The organism is Cedecea sp. AS113, from assembly GCF_037152415.1.
GTDB lineage: Bacteria > Pseudomonadota > Gammaproteobacteria > Enterobacterales > Enterobacteriaceae > Cedecea.
The window spans coordinates 43,858-62,060 of the sequence record NZ_JBBCMI010000011.1; the positions used below are offsets into that span (position 1 = coordinate 43,858).

Consider the following 18,203-nt stretch of genomic DNA (forward strand, 5'->3'; position numbering starts at 1 on the left):
GAATTCTGCTTGTCTGATGGCGCGCGACAGGTAACATAGATAACCCCCATCTGTGGGTTACTATTTTTTTTGTCATTGACCATTTAATAGAGAGAAAACTATGAGCGTTGTGCCTGTAGCCGACGTACTCCAGGGCCGTGCCGCCGTTGACAGCGAAGTCACCGTGCGCGGGTGGGTACGTACTCGAAGAGATTCAAAAGCTGGTATCTCCTTCCTCGCCGTCTACGACGGTTCCTGCTTTGATCCTGTACAGGCCGTCATTAATAATTCTCTGCCCAATTACAATGAAGACGTGCTGCGCCTGACCACCGGCTGCTCCGTGATTGTGACCGGCAAGGTGGTCGAGTCTCAGGGCCAGGGCCAGGCATTCGAACTTCAGGCTACCAAAGTTGAAGTGACCGGCTGGGTTGACGATCCGGATACTTACCCGATGGCGGCCAAACGCCACAGCATCGAATACCTCCGCGAAGTTGCTCACCTGCGTCCGCGTACCAACATGATTGGTGCCGTGGCTCGCGTTCGTCACACGCTGGCTCAGGCGCTGCATCGCTTCTTCCATGAAAACGGTTATTTCTGGGTCTCTACTCCGCTGATCACCGCTTCGGACACCGAAGGTGCTGGTGAGATGTTCCGCGTTTCAACGCTGGATCTGGAAAACCTGCCTCGCACCGCAGAAGGCAAAGTCGATTTTGATAAAGACTTCTTCGGGAAAGAAGCCTTCCTGACCGTTTCCGGCCAGCTGAACGGCGAAACCTACGCGAGCGCGCTGTCCAAAGTTTATACCTTCGGGCCAACCTTCCGCGCGGAAAACTCCAACACCAGCCGCCACCTGGCGGAATTCTGGATGCTGGAACCGGAAGTCGCCTTTGCCGATCTGGACGACGTTGCCGGTCTGGCCGAAGCGATGCTCAAGTACGTCTTTAAGGCTGTTCTGGAAGAACGCATGGATGACATGAAGTTCTTTGCCGAGCGCGTGGACAAAGAGGCCATTGAGCGTCTCGAACGTTTCATCTCCGCAGACTTCGCGCAGGTGAACTACACCGATGCGGTCGACATCTTGCTGAACTGTGGGCATAAGTTCGAAAACCCGGTTTACTGGGGCGTCGATCTCTCCTCCGAGCACGAGCGTTACCTGGCCGAGCAGCACTTCAAGGCACCGGTGGTGGTGAAAAACTACCCGAAAGACATCAAAGCTTTCTATATGCGCCTTAACGAGGACGGTAAGACCGTTGCCGCGATGGACGTCCTGGCGCCAGGCATCGGTGAAATCATCGGTGGTTCCCAGCGTGAAGAACGTCTGGATGTGCTGGATGCGCGCATGGCTGAAATGGGTCTGAATAAAGAAGATTACTGGTGGTACCGCGACCTACGCCGCTACGGCACCGTGCCGCATTCCGGTTTCGGCCTGGGCTTTGAGCGTCTGATCGCCTATGTTACCGGCGTTCAGAACGTGCGCGACGTGATTCCGTTCCCACGAACCCCACGTAACGCCAGCTTCTAAGCCAACAAAACCAAAGGCCAGCTTTTCGCTGGCCTTTTTTACATTTGAGAATAAAAGGTCTATTTTCTTCAACGCTCATTAAGCAAACGTCAATTTCAACCTCCATTCCCGACTGCCCGGTTACCAACTGTTTCTATCTCACACTCTTTAACAAAAATTGCGCTTAAGTTTGCTCGCATTTCAAATCGGTGCTGGGCATAGCACAATCGTTCACTTTTCACACAGACATCTGGACATCCAAAAACAAGTCAAAAAATGAACAAATGTGAACAAAAAACCCCCACCCATTAAGCTTATGCGGATTAAACATAAGTAATTCATATATATATGTTAACAAACGAAGCATTTTTGTTGCGCTAAGAATGAAATTTGAAATGGTTCACAAAGTTCCCTGAAATTAATACTTAGTTACACATATTTTCTTTTTGAAACTCAATGTGCGCATTTGTAGCACTTTCAGGCTAGCGAAACGGTTTCATGGATGGAAAGATGCCAGACAGATACAGAAAGACACCAAACTATCATCAATAGTTCCGTAAAGAATTATTGACGGCAGTGGCAGGTGTCCATAAAAACCACAATGAGGGTAATAAATAATGATGAAGCGCAATATTCTGGCAGTGGTTATCCCTGCTCTGCTGGTAGCCGGTGCAGCTAACGCTGCAGAAATCTATAACAAAGACGGCAATAAAGTAGACCTGTACGGCAAAGCTGTAGGTCTGCACTATTTCGGTAAAACCGACGGCCCAAATGGCACCGGTGACCAGACTTACGCTCGTCTGGGCTTCAAAGGCGAAACCCAGATCAACAGCCAGCTGACCGGTTACGGCCAGTGGGAATATCAATTCAGCGGCAGCAACTCTGAGGGCGGTTCTGACTCTCAGGCTGGTAATAAAACCCGTCTGGCCTTCGCAGGTCTGAAATTCGGTGACGCAGGCTCCTTCGACTACGGTCGTAACTACGGCCTGGTTTACGACGCAATCGGCGTGACCGACATGCTGCCAGAGTTCGGTGGCGATACTGGCGCAAGCGACAACTTCTTCTCCGGTCGTAACGGTGGCCTGGCCACTTACCGTAACCACAGCTTCTTCGGCCTGGTTGACGGTCTGGACTTCGGCGTTCAGTACCTGGGTAAAAACGATCGTGGAAACAACAGCACTGACGATGTCATCCGTTCAAACGGTGACGGCTGGGCGACCTCCGCGAGCTACACCGCTGATGGTTTCGGTGTTGTCGGCGCATACGGCGCGGCTAACCGTCTGGCAACGCAGAACAACCTGAAATACGGCAACGGCAACGGTAAAGCTGAGCAGTGGGCAACCGGCCTGAAATATGACGCGAACAACATCTACCTGGCCGCGCTGTACGGTGAAACCCACAACGCAACTCGTCTGAAAATCAACGGCACAAAAGGCTACCTGAACAAAACTCAGGACTTCTCCGTTGTGGCACAGTACCAGTTCGATTTCGGTCTGCGTCCATCCATCGCTTACTACAAATCTAAAGCGAAAGATGTTGAAGGTATCGGCAGCGAAGACTACATCAACTACATTGATATCGGCGCAACCTACTACTTCAACAAAAACATGTCTACCTACGTTGACTACCAGATTAACCAGCTGGACAAAAACAACAAGCTGGGCCTGAGCGACGACGACACCGTTGCGGTTGGTATCGTTTACCAGTTCTAATTTCAGCCATTTGTTTGTCTGAAATGTTTAAAAACAGGGCTTCGGCCCTGTTTTTTTATGGCAAAAAAGTAGAATAAACCCGATGTTATCGCTAACCGTCTCTTTTTGTCGCAAACGGTTGGCAATTCGTAAAACTGCAGTTAACCTGAAAGCGATTTCCCCCGATATCACTAATGGAACCCGTCATGTTTGAGAACATTACCGCTGCCCCTGCCGATCCTATTCTTGGTCTGGCTGACCTGTTTCGCGCCGACGACCGTCCAACCAAAATTAACCTCGGCATCGGGGTCTATAAGGACGAAACCGGTAAAACCCCTGTCCTGACCAGCGTGAAGAAAGCTGAACTTTATCTGCTGGAAAATGAGACCACCAAAAACTATCTGGGCATTGATGGTATTCCAGAGTTTGGCCGCTGCACGCAAGAGCTGCTGTTCGGTAAAAACAACGCGCTTATTGCCGACAAACGCGCCCGTACGGCGCAAACCCCAGGCGGGACCGGTGCGCTGCGCGTTGCCGCTGATTTCCTGGCGAAAAACACCTCAGCAAAACGCGTCTGGGTGAGTAACCCAAGCTGGCCTAACCACAAAAGCGTGTTTAACGCCGCTGGCCTGGAAGTGAAAGAGTACGCCTACTATGATGCGGAAAATCACAGCCTGGACTTTGATGGCCTGGTGGCCAGCCTGCAGGCGGCGGAAGCCGGCGACGTGGTGCTGTTCCACGGCTGCTGCCATAACCCAACCGGGATCGATCCTACCGCCGACCAGTGGAAAACGCTGGCGGAGATGTCGCTGGCCAAAGGCTGGCTGCCGCTGTTTGACTTTGCTTACCAGGGCTTTGCTCGTGGTCTGGAAGAAGATGCCGAAGGCCTGCGTCTTTTCGCAGCCGGCCACAAAGAACTGCTGGTGGCCAGCTCCTACTCCAAGAACTTCGGTTTGTATAACGAACGCGTGGGTGCATTCACACTGGTTGCCGCCGATGCCGACACCGCTGACCGTTCATTCAGCCAGGTGAAATCGGTTATTCGTGCCAACTACTCCAACCCACCGGCACACGGTGCCTCCGTTGTGGCGACTATTCTGAGCAACGACGCGCTGCGTACCATGTGGGAACAAGAGTTGACCGATATGCGTCAGCGCATTCACCGCATGCGTCAGCTGTTTGTGAATACCCTGCAGGAGAAAGGCGCCAACCGCGACTTCAGCTTCATCATTAACCAGAACGGGATGTTCTCGTTCAGCGGCCTGACCAAAGAACAGGTTCTCCGCCTGCGTGAAGAGTTTGGCGTTTACGCCGTCGCATCTGGCCGCGTTAACGTGGCGGGCATGACGCCGGATAACATGGCGCCACTGTGCGAAGCCATCGTTGCCGTGCTGTAATCACCACGCATAGTAAAAGAGCCGCATAAGCGGCTCTTTGTTTATTGGAAACCCGTTTTACCAGACCGGCTGCTCATCCTGCAAAAACGGATTATGCAGGCGTTCATAGCCCAGCGTAGACATTGGGCCGTGGCCGGGAATAAAGGTCACATCATCCCCCAGCGGCAGCAGCTTACGTTTGATCGAATCAATCAACGCCGCATGGTCACCACGCGGGAAATCGCTGCGCCCCACTCCGCCTTTAAAGATAACATCGCCCGAAACCAGTAAACGAGAGGCCGCATCGAAGAAAACGATATGACCAGGCGTATGCCCCGGACAATGCAACACCTGTAAAGTTACATTCCCTACGGAAACACATTCCCCTTCGTTTAACCAGCGGTCCGGCGTCAAAGGCTGACACTCGTCGAGGCCAAACATCCGGCTTTGCTGCGGCAGTCCCTGCAGCCAGAACTCATCTTCTTTTTCCGGCCCCACAACGGGCACGCCGTAATGTGCCGCCAGCTCAGCCGCCGCGCCGACGTGATCGAGATGACCATGCGTCAACAGAATTTGGCTAATCTGCACGCCTTTTTGCGCCACTTCTTGCTTAATGCGCGCCGCATCGCCGCCGGGATCCACCAGCGCCGCCTGCTGCGTTTCCTCGCACCAAATAAGAGAACAGTTCTGGGCAAAAGCCGTGACCGGAATAATGTGATAGTTCATGCTGCTCCATTACCGACAACAAAGCCGGATTCCGTTGTTTTACCAGTGCCTTACCGGCCCGGTATCAATATGCACAAAGTCGCTGCTGGGGTAGTATCCTACACCACCTGCCCGCATAGATAATGCTGCTTTGCGAATATTGCTTAACGAAACGCCTTCAATATGGAAATCCATCGCCTGGCCTTTAGTGTGGTAGCTTTTTTTCGCCACACCGCGGCTGTGAGCACGGAGTTCATTATTGGTGTCGATGGAACGGTAGCCGGAAACCAGCTGGACCGGTTTGTTAGTCCCCAAAAGCCCCTGCAGGCGATAGAGTTGGTCGAACAGGGAAGGATCGATGGATTTAATCTTGTTCGCCCGGTAGTCCCGGAAGAAATGATTAAGTCTTGCTAATTCATCCTGAATATAGCCTCTGCCATCAAAAAACTCAGCTTTCAGTGACTCTCCAGTATGCAGGTTATTGAGAGTCAAAATACGCGGGCGTGGTGTCGAGAGGGTGGCAAACGACGGCAAAGGCATGAGAGCGGCACCGAAAGCCACGCCCCCCAAAGCCAGTAGCTTGCGGCGATTAGCGTCAAATTTGTCCATGATATCCAGGTCTACAGGTAATAAAATGATGGTTTAATATGCACTTTTGCGCACAGCCATCGCACCATAGCTGCCCGAATCCGGGGAGTCAAGGCACGATAAAACCCAGCAACGGCGGGCCCTGCAGAGGGCCCGGCTGCGTTTTACATTTTCTACGACCACTAATTCATTAGAAATGTTGCGTTTAGCGGATTAATAACCCGGCTTTTGCGAGGTTTTGTGCGCCAGATCGCGCGGTGAGATCATAATTGTAAATATCTGTACGAAATTCGGTGCGGCCATCTTTTCCGACAAAAGCGGTCAGATAGTACAGATTAACCGGAATGTTATGACGGATATTGACGTATTTAGTGTTCCCTTCCTGCAAGGTACTGGATATACGGGAATCATTCCATCCGGCATCCTGCAACAGCATATTTGCCAGCTCAGACGCCTTGTTGACGCGTACACAGCCTGAACTCAGCGCCCTTGCATCCTTCTGGAAGAGGTTATGATTGGGCGTGTCGTGCAGGTAGATGGCGTCAGAACTCGGCATATTGAACTTGTAGCGCCCAAGCGAGTTCTGCGTGCCGGGCTTCTGCTGGAAGCGGAACGGCAGATTATTCTCGGTGATCGTCGACCAGTCTACGCGCCACGGATCGATCATCTCCGCATTGTTGCTCCAGCCGCGAATCACGCTATAGCCGTGCTGTTCCAGGTAACCCGGATTCTGGCGAACCTTTGGCAAAATATCTTTTCGCGCCAGCGTTGGCGGCACGTTCCACGGTGGGTTAACCACAACGTTGTTCAGCGCGCTGCTCATCATCGGGGTTTTACGATCCGGACGCCCAACGATAACGCGAGAAGCCAGGGCTTCATTGCCGTTGAGGTAATACACCAGCGAATAGTTAGGAATGTTCACCATAATGCCGGTTTCAAGTTTGTCCGGCAGCAGGCGTAAACGTTGAATATTCAATGCTACCAGGGCTGCACGCTGCTGAGGCGTGACGTTAAGCCAGTCGCGCGTCAGTTGGCCAATCGCACCGTCCGAGCCTAACCCTTGCCATTGCTGGAAGCGTTTCACGCCATCGACCAGATCTCGGCTATAAACGCCGCGGGCGGCAACCTGAGATTTTTTCTTGCCAGCCTGAGGAGACGCGTCCTCGACGTTAATCGCGGACGGGCTTACGGTGACATCAGCCACGCTGGTCACCCCCGATGGCTTGTCCTGAAGCATGCCGGTTCGGGCAAGAATTTCTCTCAGCGCCCCCACATCGTTACTCCACTGCCCTGGTCTTAAGGTCTCTTTGCCGGCCATCTGCGGCCACGGACGGGTATCAGCCAACAGATGAATCAGCGACTGATGCAGCTGGGCATACTGCGGATGCTGAGGCGCAAGGCTGTCGATAAAGTTCACCAGAGAACCCTGATCAACGGCGACCTGCCACTGGTTAATCACCGACAGGGGCGGCGTTTTTAACTTGTAAGGCGTGCTGCTATAAAGCCAGCGATTGCCGTCAATCGGGATGCCCGAAACGAACTGCAGGTAACCCATCATGGCGTCGGAAAGCACCACATCGCGTGCCATACCGGTCACTGCGGGATCGGTCAACAGCTCAACCCACTGGTTAAACTGCGGCTGTATTCCGGCAATGGCCACTTCCGCCAGCTGTTGCTGAAAGGCTTTAACCGCATCGCGGTTTTCCCACATCGGCTTCATGTCACGCGCAGCATAGAAGGCCGACAGGGCGTTGAGATAAACCGGCGTGTAGCCCGCAGGCAGGCCCGCAATAAGCTGCGACCGGCTTTGTGCCGCCGACATCGTGGAGGTGTTTGTTGGCAAAGTTCCGGCCATCGTGGCCGTCGCCGTAGACTGCGCCAAAGGCTGATTGAGTTCCGTGGGCCGATCGGTCTGGAAAGCAGAACTGTCGGAGGGAACGACGGCAGGCTCGTCGGCCTTGGCCACAAACAGCGGAGCGAAACTGAGCGCCAGGCAGTAACCGACTGCCGATAATCGAAAATCTTTAGCTTTTCTAAGCAACATCCCTTGCCCCCTGTTTATTACTGTGCTCACCGTCAAAGGCGGGAAGTATTCACCACTAGTATATAAACAGTAAAAACCATTTGCCTGACAAAATGTAAAGAAAATTAAAGATTAAGACTGTTCGCGACAAAGAAAAAGCGGGCCTTAGCCCGCTTGATAATATCGTATCCAGTAGCGCTGGTTTACGAGGCGTCAGCCGTTTCCGAACCCTGCTGCGGCTCTGGCAGCGCCGGAGCCGCAAAGCCACGCAGGCCAACAACGTGAACGTGCTCGCTGTTCTGGAAGACCTTACGCACCAGCTTATAGGTGGTGCCTTTTTCCGGGCTGATGTTTTCTGGAGCCGCAATAATTAATTGCATTTCCAGACGTTCACACAGCTCAAACAGCGTGGCGATGGACTTGGCATCCAGTCGCGCAGCTTCGTCCAGGAACAGCAGGCGGCAAGGGGAAATGTCTTTCCCACGCAGGCGCTGCGACTCATCTTCCCAGCTCTGAACAACCATCACCAGGATAGACATCCCGGTCCCGATAGCTTCCCCGGTGGACAACGCCCCGCTCTCTGCACGCAGCCAGCCGTCTGAACCACGGTTTACCTCAACTTCCATTTCCAGGTAGTTACGGTAATCCAGCAGCTCTTCGCCGATGGTCTGCGGCGTGCGCTGGCCCATGTCGATCTGCGGGTTAAGGCGCTGATAAAGCTTCGCCAACGCTTCGGAGAAGGTCAGACGATTGCTGTTGAACAGATCCTGATGCTGCTCATGCTGCTCGGAAAGTACGTTCAGCAGCGTTGCGTGAGCCTCGCGCACGTTGACGTTCAGACGAACGCTCTTCACCTGACCGAAGGAGACGCTTTGCAGGCCCTGGTTGAGCATGCGAATACGGTTCTGCTCGCGCTGGATCGTCTTGCGAATGATGTTCGCCACGCTGCGGGAGCTGATCGCCAGTTTCTGCTCGCGTGAAGTCAGCTCTTCCGTCAGGCGACTCAGTTCGATTTCCATCTGCTCGATGGCTTCAACCGGATCGTCGGTACGAATGATGTCCTGGCGAATACGCTCGCGCAGATGCTGATAAACCGCGACGAAGAACTGAATCTTACGTTCAGGGCGCTTAGGATCTTCCGACAGACGAAGCACGTCACGCAGATGTTCGTTGTCGGCCACCGCCAGGCGCAGTGCACCCAACGCCTTATCCGACATGGAGCGCAGATCGTCCCCGGAGAGATAAGCCAGCTCACGACGATGCAGGCGGCGCTCAACGCCGTTGTCTTTCACCATACGCATGACCGCGCACCAGCCTGCTTTCGCCGTCACAACCTGCTCGCGCATTTCAAAGTAACTACGCTCCAGCTGCTTCAGCTTGCGGGTCAGGTTGTTCATCTCCGCTTCGCAGTAAGTCAGCTGCTTCTCAAGCTGATTACGGCGCGAGCGGTTGTTGCTGAGCGCGGTATGCAGCTCATCGCGGCGCGCGCGTGCTCTTTCCTCAGCCCCGGTATCTGCACGAACGCCGATATCCTGCAGCTCTTTATGCAGATCCGTCAGCAGTTCTTTTTTGGTATCAAACGAACTTTTCAGCGACGCCAGAAGCTGGTTGTACTGACCCAGCTGCTGGGCATGCTGGCGCAGCGCTTCACGGGAACGCGTCCGCTCCACTTCAGCCTGTTCCAGACGCTGGCGCAGCTTCTCATTCAGGTCGCTGTTGCCGTCCAGCATAGCGGCAGAATCGCTGTAGCTGAAGTGGGCGCGACGCTGCACGACTTCGGTCAGCGCAAACGCGCGCTGACGTGCATCACGCTGTATTTGCTGCGCGTGAGCGTAGTCGTCTTTAAGCTGCTCGAACTGTTCAGGGTCGCTCTGCAGCACGCTGGCAACGCCTTCCAGTTTGATTAACTGGTTGCCGTGCTGGTGAATAAAGCGAGCGGATTCTTCGGCTTCATCCAGGCGCTCCTGGATTTCATCGCAGCGATCGGCCAGCGTTTCGTCATTCAGCAGGCTAATGCGCGGCAACAGGCGGTTAAGCTGGGCCACGCCCTCTTTTGCCTGCTCAAACTGCTGGCGCTGCTGCTGATTGTCATTTTCGTGGTTGTTGATCGCCCGCTCAATCTCGCCGCGACGGCTGTTGAGGTGGCGAATTTCCGCCTCAGGATCGTCTTCAAACGCCACGCCCAGATGCTGGCCGATAAAGCGGCTAAACGACTGGTGCAGGCGCTGGTTTTTCTGCACATCGAAAGAAAGCGTGGCGAAGCGCTCGGCCAGTGACTCACGTTCGTTATGCAGCGCTTCAAGGCGGTTTTCACGCGCGGCACGGCCAAACAGCGGCAGCTCCGGCAGACGCGAATAGCGCCACTGGCGTTCAGCGGTTTTGACGAGTACCGCCGTACCCATCTCTTCAACGGTAAACACGCTGTCATCGAACGAAGACGGGTCCCCTTCAATCAGGTACAGGTCTTCCGGGCAATCTTCCAGATTTTCCAGCTGTTCGCGTACTAAAGAAAGATCGGGCACCACGATGGCGTGACGGGATGGACCATACAGCGCGGAGAAGTACGGTGCATCTTCGAGACCGATATCGTCATAAATTTCAGACAGCAGCACGCCGCCAAAACGTTCGGCCAGCGCGTTGAGGCGCGGGTCTTCGGCACCGCCAGGCTGGCTGAGGCGTTCAATTTCGTCATCTACGGCACGTTTACGCGCCCCGACTTCGTCACGCTCAACGGTGGATTCGCGCTCGCGCTCCAGCAGTTGCTGCATGTACTCAGTCACCTGCTGGCTGGCTTCGAACTGCTCGCCGCTTTGCTCGCACAGCTGAGTCAGGCTGGTTTGCGCCGCAATCCATCTTGGCGCGCGCAGGTTCAGCGTTTTGATGCTGGCCTGAATTTGTTCCAGTTCCTGACGCAGCGCCATGCGCTGCTCGCTTGCTTCGGCTACGGTTTGCTGCAGCGCGCCGATGCGCTCTTCCAGCTCCTCATGCAGCGCTTCAAGCTCTTCCGGATCGAACTGTTTGCCCTGGCGTTTACAGAAGTCAGCGAGCAAGCGCTCAGCTTCCTGCTGTTCTCGCAGGCGCTGTTCCAGCTCGTTGAGGCGCATACGCAGCGGCTGGACCTGTTCGGCCAGATGGCGCTGGTTGCTACTGTCGCGCAGTAATTCACGCGCGGTGTCCCAGGCTTCGCTGCGGCTCACCGGGCCACTGATCGCCGTTACCAGTTGGTAAGCATGTTCGAACTGGCTATGCGCCGCCTGAGCTACGCTCATTTTCTGTTCAAGAGACAGCAGCTTGTCGGTTGCCTCGATCTCTTTCGCTTTGAAAGTGTCCAGCCATTCATCTGCGCTGTCGGCGGTTAAATCCGGCAGATGGCAAAGCTCACGAGCACGCTCCAGCGCCTGAAGCGCCTGCTGATACTGAATCGCACGGGTCTGCTGCACATCCAGCGCCTGCTGATAATCGGCAAGCTGACTCTTCAGCTCATCCACTTCCAGCTCGGCGGCTTCGGCCCGGGCCTCGTTTTCTTCCTGCTGCTCGTGCGCTTCGGCAACGATCTCATTTTGCTCTTCAAGACGAATTTGCAGCTCGTCGAGGTCAGCTTCGTAGCGCTCGATCTTTTCCTGCTGGCGAATCGCCGTTTGCACCAGATTCAGGTGATCGCTTGCGGCCTGGTAATCCGTTTCCAGATCGCCTTCCGCACCGCTGTGTTCACCCAGCTCGCGCGCCATATCAACGTGCTTATATTGTTCGGCGGCCAGCTGCTGGCGGCTAATCAACAGTTCGCGACGAAATTCCAGCGCTTTATCCAGGTGGATACGTCGTTCGTTGGCGTGGCGCATGTAGTCTGCCGCCACATAGTCAGTCGCTTCCGAGATTAAGTGCTTAAACAAATCACGGTCGGACTGGGTGACGCGAATCGCTTCCAGCGTCATGCGGTTTTCACGCAGCGCCGCTTCCATGTCCTGGAAGGCTTTACGCACGCCGCCGTTTTCCGGCAGCAGGTAATCACGCAGGGAACGGGTGATCGCGCTGGAAATACCGCCGTACAGCGAGGCTTCAATCAGGCGATAGTATTTGCTACGGTCTGCGGCGCTGCGCAGGCGACGGGCAACAATGCCCAGATCGAACATCAGCGAGTGGTAGTCGGTAATGGAGTTGAACTGTTTGAACTGCACGCCTTCAATGGCTTCAACTTTATCCTTAAGCTCCTGCAGGCTGAGTACGCGAGCCTGACGTTCATTCAGCGTTTCAGTCAGTAACTGCGTCGGCTGAATCGAGGTTGGCAAGCCCTGAATTGCAAAGGGTTTAATATCGACTTTACGGTCGCGCCCTGCGACCTGCTGCAGACGAACCCCCACCACAACGCGCTGATGGCGCGAGTTGATGACGTCCAGCGTGGAGTAACACACGCCGGCTTTCAGCTTGCCGTGAAGACCTTTATCGCGAGAGCCTGAGGTGGCCCCCGCCTCCGTGGTGTTACGGAAGTGCAGCAAGGTTAAGTCCGGGATAAGCGCCGTGACGAAAGCCGCCATAGTGGTGGACTTACCCGCCCCGTTGCCCCCGGAAAGCGTGGTGACCAGCTCATCGAGATCGAAGGTACGCGCGAAGAAACCGTTCCAGTTAACCAGCGTCAGCGAGCGAAATTTTCCGCGTTCAATCATTCTTGTTCATCCTCCGCGTTATCCAGTCCTGGTTGTGGCTCATCGCTCTCATCATTGAGCTGCAGGCGACTTTCGACCGCCATGGCTTCGCCGTCGCGAATCATGCGCAGCTGAGCTTCGCGCGGGTCATCGCCGGTGCGCACATCGGCGCCGAAGCGGAAGACCGATTCGGTGATGCGGAATTTACTGCTGTCGTGGCCCATAAACCAGATCATGCCGAGACGGCGCAGGCGAGTCAGTGAAGCACGCACTTTCTCCTGCAGCTTTTGTCGGTCAAGGTCGGACCCGGTGGAGCGGTTGTTCACCAGCTTCAGCAGCTTGTTTTCATCCGCCAGCGTTAGCAGCTCGTCATAAAGCTCCTGCTGGGTGAAGATCCCTTCGTTGGCCAGGCGTTCCGGGCTGAGGTAGAGGTAGCACAGAATTTTGCCTACCATCATATCCAGCTCGGAGAGCACAGAACGAGGGATTAGCGTGGTGGAACGTGGACGCAGATAGAAAAATCCTTCTGGCGCACGGATGAGTTCCACGTTATAGCGCGCGTAAAACTCTTCCAGATATTCCTGGAAATCCATCAAGAAGGCGTGGTTGTCCAGCTCTTCGAGGCCAATATGACGCCCGGCGCGCAGCTGGCTGTCGAGCGCAGGAAAAAGAGGGTTAGCCAGCGCCTGTGCCAGTTTAACCGGCATCACTTGTTCAATATTTGTTGATGACATGCGCCTGTACCTTGGCTCCGTAATCGTTAATGGTTTGCCACTTAGCCGGCAATCCTGTGAAATCCGCTTCCGCTACGCCCAGACGCACCGCCTGGTCTACAACAATACGCGCCACGTCGAAGTGACGCGCGCGCGGGTATTGCACGAGGTAGTCACGTACCACAACGCCCAAATCAAGAGGAGCTTGTTGGGTTTTGTAGACCTGCAGCGCCGCTTCAATCAGCGCCGCCAGCTGTTCACGAATTTCGTTAAATTCTTCAAACTCGAGTTCACTTGGCAACTCGCCGGTGACCTCTTCATCCCGCAGTGCCATCTCTTCGTCACGCATATCCAGCAGGCGATCGGCGCTGGAGTAGGTCAGCGCCCATGGCGCATCGAAGTAGCTTTGCACCGACTGGCGCAGACGCTGAGCAAAGACGCGGTTTTTATCCATATCGATAGCGGTACGGATAAATTTATGCACGTGGCGGTCGTAGCCAATCCACAGGTCAATAGCCTGCTGGCCCCAGCTGATAATGCGGTCGAGTTTGCTTTGCAGGTCGAACACAAGGCGGTCTACAAAGTGAAGATCGTCGCGCCCCAGGGTTGAGTCCTGAACGCGCAACAGGTTGGCCTGCAGCTTATCCCCCGCGGCTTCGAGCGTATCCTGCAGTTCACGTAGCGTGCCGGATGTCTCTGACAACAGCAGTTCACAGCTTGAAATCGCCGCCCGCCAGTCTTTGTTCAGCAGTTGGGCAATGTCATCTTTTACCTGCTGCTGCTGCTCGTCCATAATGCGCTGGGTAAGATCGATACTGTCGAAAATCTCCGCTACGGAATATTTGAGCGGCGCATAAACATTGCGGTGCCAGTGAAATTCATCGCCATCTTCATCGGCCGCATCAGCGGCGCGCTTAAGCTCGCCCGCAACGATAGAAAGCTGCATAGACAGACGCAGCGTGGAAAACTCACGCTGGCGAATGTAGTAGTCAGTGATGCCAATCCCCAGAGGCGTCAGGCGATAAATGGCATTGCCTTCGGTTAGCTCGCTGACAAAACGATTGAGCAAACGCTGACGGACCATATCGTTGATGGCGTTGTTCGCGCGCACGCTGATGGTTTCGCTCGTTTGTTCAAAACCATCGCTGACGTGACGAAACGCATCAATCAGCTCTCCCTCGCTCAGCTCGCCATCAAGGCGCTCGCCGTTTAAGGTGGCCACGGCCAGCAAAAACGTCAGGCGCTCCGTCGGCAGCGAGATCGAAAAATCATTTTTCCTGGCCCAGGCAACCAGTTCAGGCACTGTCTGGGAAAAATCACTCATAATTTATCCTTGGCTCTGCGGCTTAAACGCGGTTACGTGAATATAGCGGCCGAGACTGATAAACGGCTCCTGCCGACAATAACGCGTCTCCAGCGTCAGCAAATCGTCAAAACCATCTCGTTGTTTGTGTTTATCTCGCAGGTAATCGTGAAACACCCGCACGCCGGTTTTACCGGTAATTTGCCAGCCAATTTGCTCCAGCCAGTGATAAACCTGTTCTGGCTGCAGCGGATTGTCGGGCGAAAGGGTTTTGCGCTTATTTTTTTTCATCCCCTGCAGTACATATTCGAAGTTTCCGACAAACATGTTTCGCATCAGCAGGCCGTTTGCATTGTAGAACATTAGCGACAAAGTGCCGCCGGGACGCAAACAATCCCAAAGCGCTTTTAGCACGGCCTGAGGATCGGTGACCCACTCAAGCACCGCATGAAACAATATCAGATCAACCGGGCTTTCCAAATGTTGAGCCATATCCTGAGCGGCAGATTGTACAAAATGCATGTTGTCGCTCACACCTTTCTCCTGAGCGAGCATTTTTGCACGCGCAATCATTTCGGCGGACACATCGCAAAGCACGACCTCATGCCCCCGCTCAGCAAAACGGGTGGCCGTTTGCCCCTCCCCACCGCCGGCGTCCAACACCTTTAAGGTTGCGGGCTGTGTCGCCAGAAAAGCATCCAGATCCTGCCAGAGAATCGCCTGCCGCAACTGGCCTTTGGTTGTGCCATAGATATTGTGCGAAAACTTCTCGGCAATATCGTCAAAATTGCGGTCACCCATGGGTACAGCTCCGTGGCAAAAGAGGTCATCTGACAAAACCGCTATTTTGGCACAGGCGGGACGAGAATGAACCCATCTGGTGTAATATCACGGGGGTTTACCTGCTGGATGGTTAAAAAGGATCCGAATTTCATGCTTTTTATACTGAAAAAAATCATTGGCGGGCTGCTGCTTCCCCTGCCATTCCTGCTGTTAACCATGGGCGTGGCTCTGGCACTGCTGTGGTTTACCCGCTGGCAAAAAACGGCCAAAGGGTTACTCACGGCCAGCTGGCTGGTGCTTTTTCTGATTAGCCTGCAGCCCGTCGCAGACTGGATGCTAAAGCCTATCGAAGACACCTACGCCACTCGCCAACACGGAGACAACGCCCGCTACATCGTTGTGCTGGGCGGCGGTTATACCTGGAACCCGGACTGGGCCCCCAGCTCAAATCTGATCGACAACAGTTTACCGCGACTCGCCGAAGCGATTCGTCTGAAACAGCTCAATCCGGGGGCAAAACTTATCTTTACCGGAGCCAGAGCAATGACCAACCCCGTCAGTACCGCAGAAGCTGGTGCCAGGGTTGCGGAAAGCCTCGGCGTTGCCAGAGACGACATCATTACGCTGGACACACCAAAAGACACAGAAGAGGAAGCCCACGCTGTCGCGAAGCTGATAGGCCAGCAGCCGTTTATTCTGGTGACGTCAGCTTCTCACCTGCCACGGGCGATGATCTTCTTCACCCGGGCCGGGCTGCATCCTCTCCCTGCCCCGGCTAACCAGTTGGCGATAACCTCTCCGCTGAATCCGTGGGAAAAGGCTATCCCCGACCCGGTATGGCTGATGCACAGCGAGCGCGTGGGCTATGAAACCCTCGGGCGCCTGTGGCAGTGGCTGAAAGGCCCTTCAGGAGAGCCAGGGCAGCAATGACTTAGAGGCGTTGTCAAACACCGGCCGGTTCAGTCGGCCGGTTTGCAGCAGGTGTGCTACCTCATCCCACAGCACATATAGCCAGCGCCGCCAGAGGAAAGATTCGGCAACCGGGGCGCGCTGCAAATAGTGCCAAAGCAGGCTTTCGGCCTGACCTGGCTCAGCCAGGCGAAACAGCTCATATTCTCGCGGCGCCCAAAGCATAACCCCGGGGTTAACCATCGCCAGCAATTGATCGCTACGAGAATCCTTGAGCATGCTGCGAAGGGAAAAATTGCCATGAATAAGCACGCAGTTATCGCTGAAGTCTTCGAACATACGCGGCAGACATTCTCGGGTACGAAACAGAATACGTTTATCCTGCATGGTTAACCCGGTGTTCTGATACTGATTGAGCGTAGTCCAGAGCACTTCGACTCGCTGGCGGTACCAGTGCGGCCAGATGTTTTCCTGAGTGCTGTCGACGTTTCCCACACAGCCGCTGCTGTCCACGCGATGCCAGGCTAAGAGCCCCTCAACAATCTGGTCTTTGAGCTGCTCCCAGCGGTTAGGCGTTCGGGTTGGTGCTTCACCGGGAACCCCTCGCAGGCGCTCCATCAGTAAAACGTCCGGGCCAGGATGTTCTTCGTGAGTCAACACGCCGTAGACCACCGGCATGCGGACGGTGCCTGAACGCGCCAGCATCGACATTTTCCAGGCCAACTGAGTCGCCAGGCCCGGCGAGGTAAAGCTTTTGGCGAGCAGCGGCATTGCGTGACCGCCGCTGTCATAGAGCGACCAAAGTGCAGTTTCCGCATGTTCGCTAATGCACTCAATACGGCTTAACTTCTCACCCAGCAGGTGACTTAGCTCCTTACGCAGCAATTCCATACCGATTTCCCCTGGTAATACTGTTGATTTAATAATGAGCGCACCAGGCGAAGTTGTCACCACTCCAGATCAATTGGGTTTCAGAAAAAGAAAAACCGGCCTGGTTAGCCGGTTTGATTGTTCACGCTGAAGGTGAATTAGCGCATTGCGAGACGGACGCGTTCAAGATCTTCTGGGGTGTCCACACCAATACTTGGGATGGCTTTCGCCACGGCAACATGTATTTTTTCGCCGTTCCACAAGACTCGCAGCTGTTCAAGCATTTCGATTTGTTCAAGCTGGCTCGGTGCCCAGCTGACGTAGCGACGGATGAAACCAGCGCGGTAGCCATAGATACCGATATGGCGCAGGAAGGTATCGCCAATCTCTTCACGTGAAACGGCAAAACGCTCGCGATCCCACGGAATCGTGGCGCGTGAGAAATAAAGCGCGTAGCCCTGCGCATCCATGACCACTTTTACCGCATTCGGATTAAACGCTTCTTCCGCAGATTCAATGGGTACTGCGAGGGTCGCCATGCCAGCTTTGCTGTTCGCGACGTTGTTCGCAACCTGCTGAATAATCACCGGGGGGATCATTGGCTCATCGCCCTGCACGTTCACGATCACCGTGTCGTCGCTGAAGCCACATTTCTCAATAACTTCTGCCAGGCGTTCAGTGCCGGACTGATGATCGGGGCTGGTCAGGCAGACTTCTCCTCCCGCAGCTTCGACGACTCGTGCTACTTCCGGGTGATCGGTCGCGACAATGATACGCTCAGCACCTGATTCGCGCGCGCGGTCCAGAACATGCAGCACCATTGCTTTGCCGTTAATCTCTTTTAAAGGCTTACCCGGCAGACGCGTGGACGCATATCGTGCGGGAATAATGGCGACAAAACTCATGGGTTGGTCTCGTCTGAAGTCAGCGTCCGGGCTTCACTTTCCAGCAGAACTGGAATGCCATCACGCAGCGGGTATGCCAGGCCATCAGGCTTGCAGATAAGCTCTTGCTTTTCCTGGTTATAGTAGAGCTTGCCGTTACAGACCGGGCAGGCAATGATTTCAAGTAAACGACTTTCCATAATTACTCCAGATGAGTGCATCAACGGCACCAGAATAG

Annotated in this window: 14 protein-coding genes; 4 read left to right on the forward strand and 10 right to left on the reverse strand. The window is 54.6% G+C overall.

The features are described 5' to 3' along the window. Positions 1–100 precede the first annotated feature (100 nt). The 3 genes from asnS (at position 101) to WFN87_RS14360 (ending at position 4,568) form a co-directional block, all read left to right on the forward strand. Positions 101–1,501 carry an asparagine--tRNA ligase gene (gene asnS / locus WFN87_RS14350; RefSeq protein ID WP_008461212.1) on the forward strand — a complete coding sequence of 467 codons (1,401 nt, stop codon included), beginning with the start codon at positions 101–103 and terminating at the stop codon, positions 1,499–1,501. Between the two features lie 596 nt (positions 1,502–2,097). Further along, complete coding sequence (gene ompF, locus WFN87_RS14355; RefSeq protein WP_336983271.1) at positions 2,098–3,192, forward strand: porin OmpF; 1,095 nt, start codon at positions 2,098–2,100, stop codon at positions 3,190–3,192. A 185-nt stretch (positions 3,193–3,377) separates the two neighbouring features. Then, positions 3,378–4,568 carry an amino acid aminotransferase gene (locus WFN87_RS14360; protein ID WP_336983272.1) on the forward strand — a complete coding sequence of 397 codons (1,191 nt, stop codon included), beginning with the start codon at positions 3,378–3,380 and terminating at the stop codon, positions 4,566–4,568. Positions 4,569–4,625: 57 nt separating this feature from the next. Here the strand turns inward: WFN87_RS14360 and WFN87_RS14365 are convergent, their stop codons facing one another. The 7 genes from WFN87_RS14365 to cmoM form a co-directional block, all read right to left on the reverse strand. Continuing rightward, entirely contained in the window at positions 4,626–5,273 is a 648-nt protein-coding gene (locus WFN87_RS14365; RefSeq protein ID WP_008461206.1) for an MBL fold metallo-hydrolase, read from the reverse strand. A gap of 39 nt (positions 5,274–5,312) precedes the next feature. Next, positions 5,313–5,861: a YcbK family protein gene (locus WFN87_RS14370; protein ID WP_008461203.1), complete on the reverse strand. Its 549-nt coding sequence runs from the start codon at positions 5,859–5,861 to the stop codon at positions 5,313–5,315. 184 nt (positions 5,862–6,045) lie between these two features. Then, positions 6,046–7,884, reverse strand: a complete 1,839-nt coding sequence (gene ldtD, locus WFN87_RS14375) for a L,D-transpeptidase (RefSeq protein WP_166995508.1) — start codon at positions 7,882–7,884, stop codon at positions 6,046–6,048. Between the two features lie 182 nt (positions 7,885–8,066). Beyond that, positions 8,067–12,524 carry a chromosome partition protein MukB gene (gene mukB, locus WFN87_RS14380; protein WP_008461199.1) on the reverse strand — a complete coding sequence of 1,486 codons (4,458 nt, stop codon included), beginning with the start codon at positions 12,522–12,524 and terminating at the stop codon, positions 8,067–8,069. Continuing rightward, on the reverse strand, positions 12,521–13,237 hold the full coding sequence (gene mukE / locus WFN87_RS14385; RefSeq protein WP_008461197.1) for a chromosome partition protein MukE: 717 nt from the start codon (positions 13,235–13,237) through the stop codon (positions 12,521–12,523). The genes mukB and mukE overlap by 4 nt, the downstream gene beginning before the upstream one ends. Further along, a complete protein-coding gene (mukF, locus tag WFN87_RS14390) occupies positions 13,218–14,540 on the reverse strand; it encodes a chromosome partition protein MukF (protein WP_008461196.1) in 1,323 nt (440 codons plus the stop codon). The genes mukE and mukF overlap by 20 nt, the downstream gene beginning before the upstream one ends. A 3-nt stretch (positions 14,541–14,543) precedes the next feature. Next, positions 14,544–15,320 (reverse strand): tRNA uridine 5-oxyacetic acid(34) methyltransferase CmoM, encoded by a 777-nt coding sequence (gene cmoM, locus WFN87_RS14395; RefSeq protein WP_039301582.1) that lies wholly within the window; start codon positions 15,318–15,320, stop codon positions 14,544–14,546. A gap of 132 nt (positions 15,321–15,452) precedes the next feature. Between cmoM and elyC the strand changes: the two genes are divergently transcribed. Further along, complete coding sequence (elyC, locus tag WFN87_RS14400; RefSeq protein WP_166995504.1) at positions 15,453–16,232, forward strand: envelope biogenesis factor ElyC; 780 nt, start codon at positions 15,453–15,455, stop codon at positions 16,230–16,232. On the opposite strand, the gene WFN87_RS14405 is transcribed toward elyC, so the two are convergent. The 3 genes from WFN87_RS14405 to ycaR form a co-directional block, all read right to left on the reverse strand. Then, the gene (locus WFN87_RS14405; protein ID WP_166995503.1) at positions 16,209–17,102 is read right to left on the reverse strand and encodes a YcbJ family phosphotransferase; all 894 of its coding nucleotides are present in this window, start codon (positions 17,100–17,102) and stop codon (positions 16,209–16,211) included. The two genes, elyC and WFN87_RS14405, sit on opposite strands and share 24 nt — an antisense overlap. 137 nt (positions 17,103–17,239) lie before the next feature. Then, the gene (kdsB, locus tag WFN87_RS14410) at positions 17,240–17,986 is read right to left on the reverse strand and encodes a 3-deoxy-manno-octulosonate cytidylyltransferase (RefSeq protein ID WP_336983273.1); all 747 of its coding nucleotides are present in this window, start codon (positions 17,984–17,986) and stop codon (positions 17,240–17,242) included. Beyond that, positions 17,983–18,165: a protein YcaR gene (gene ycaR / locus WFN87_RS14415; protein ID WP_008461191.1), complete on the reverse strand. Its 183-nt coding sequence runs from the start codon at positions 18,163–18,165 to the stop codon at positions 17,983–17,985. The genes kdsB and ycaR overlap by 4 nt, the downstream gene beginning before the upstream one ends. Positions 18,166–18,203: the final 38 nt, after the last annotated feature.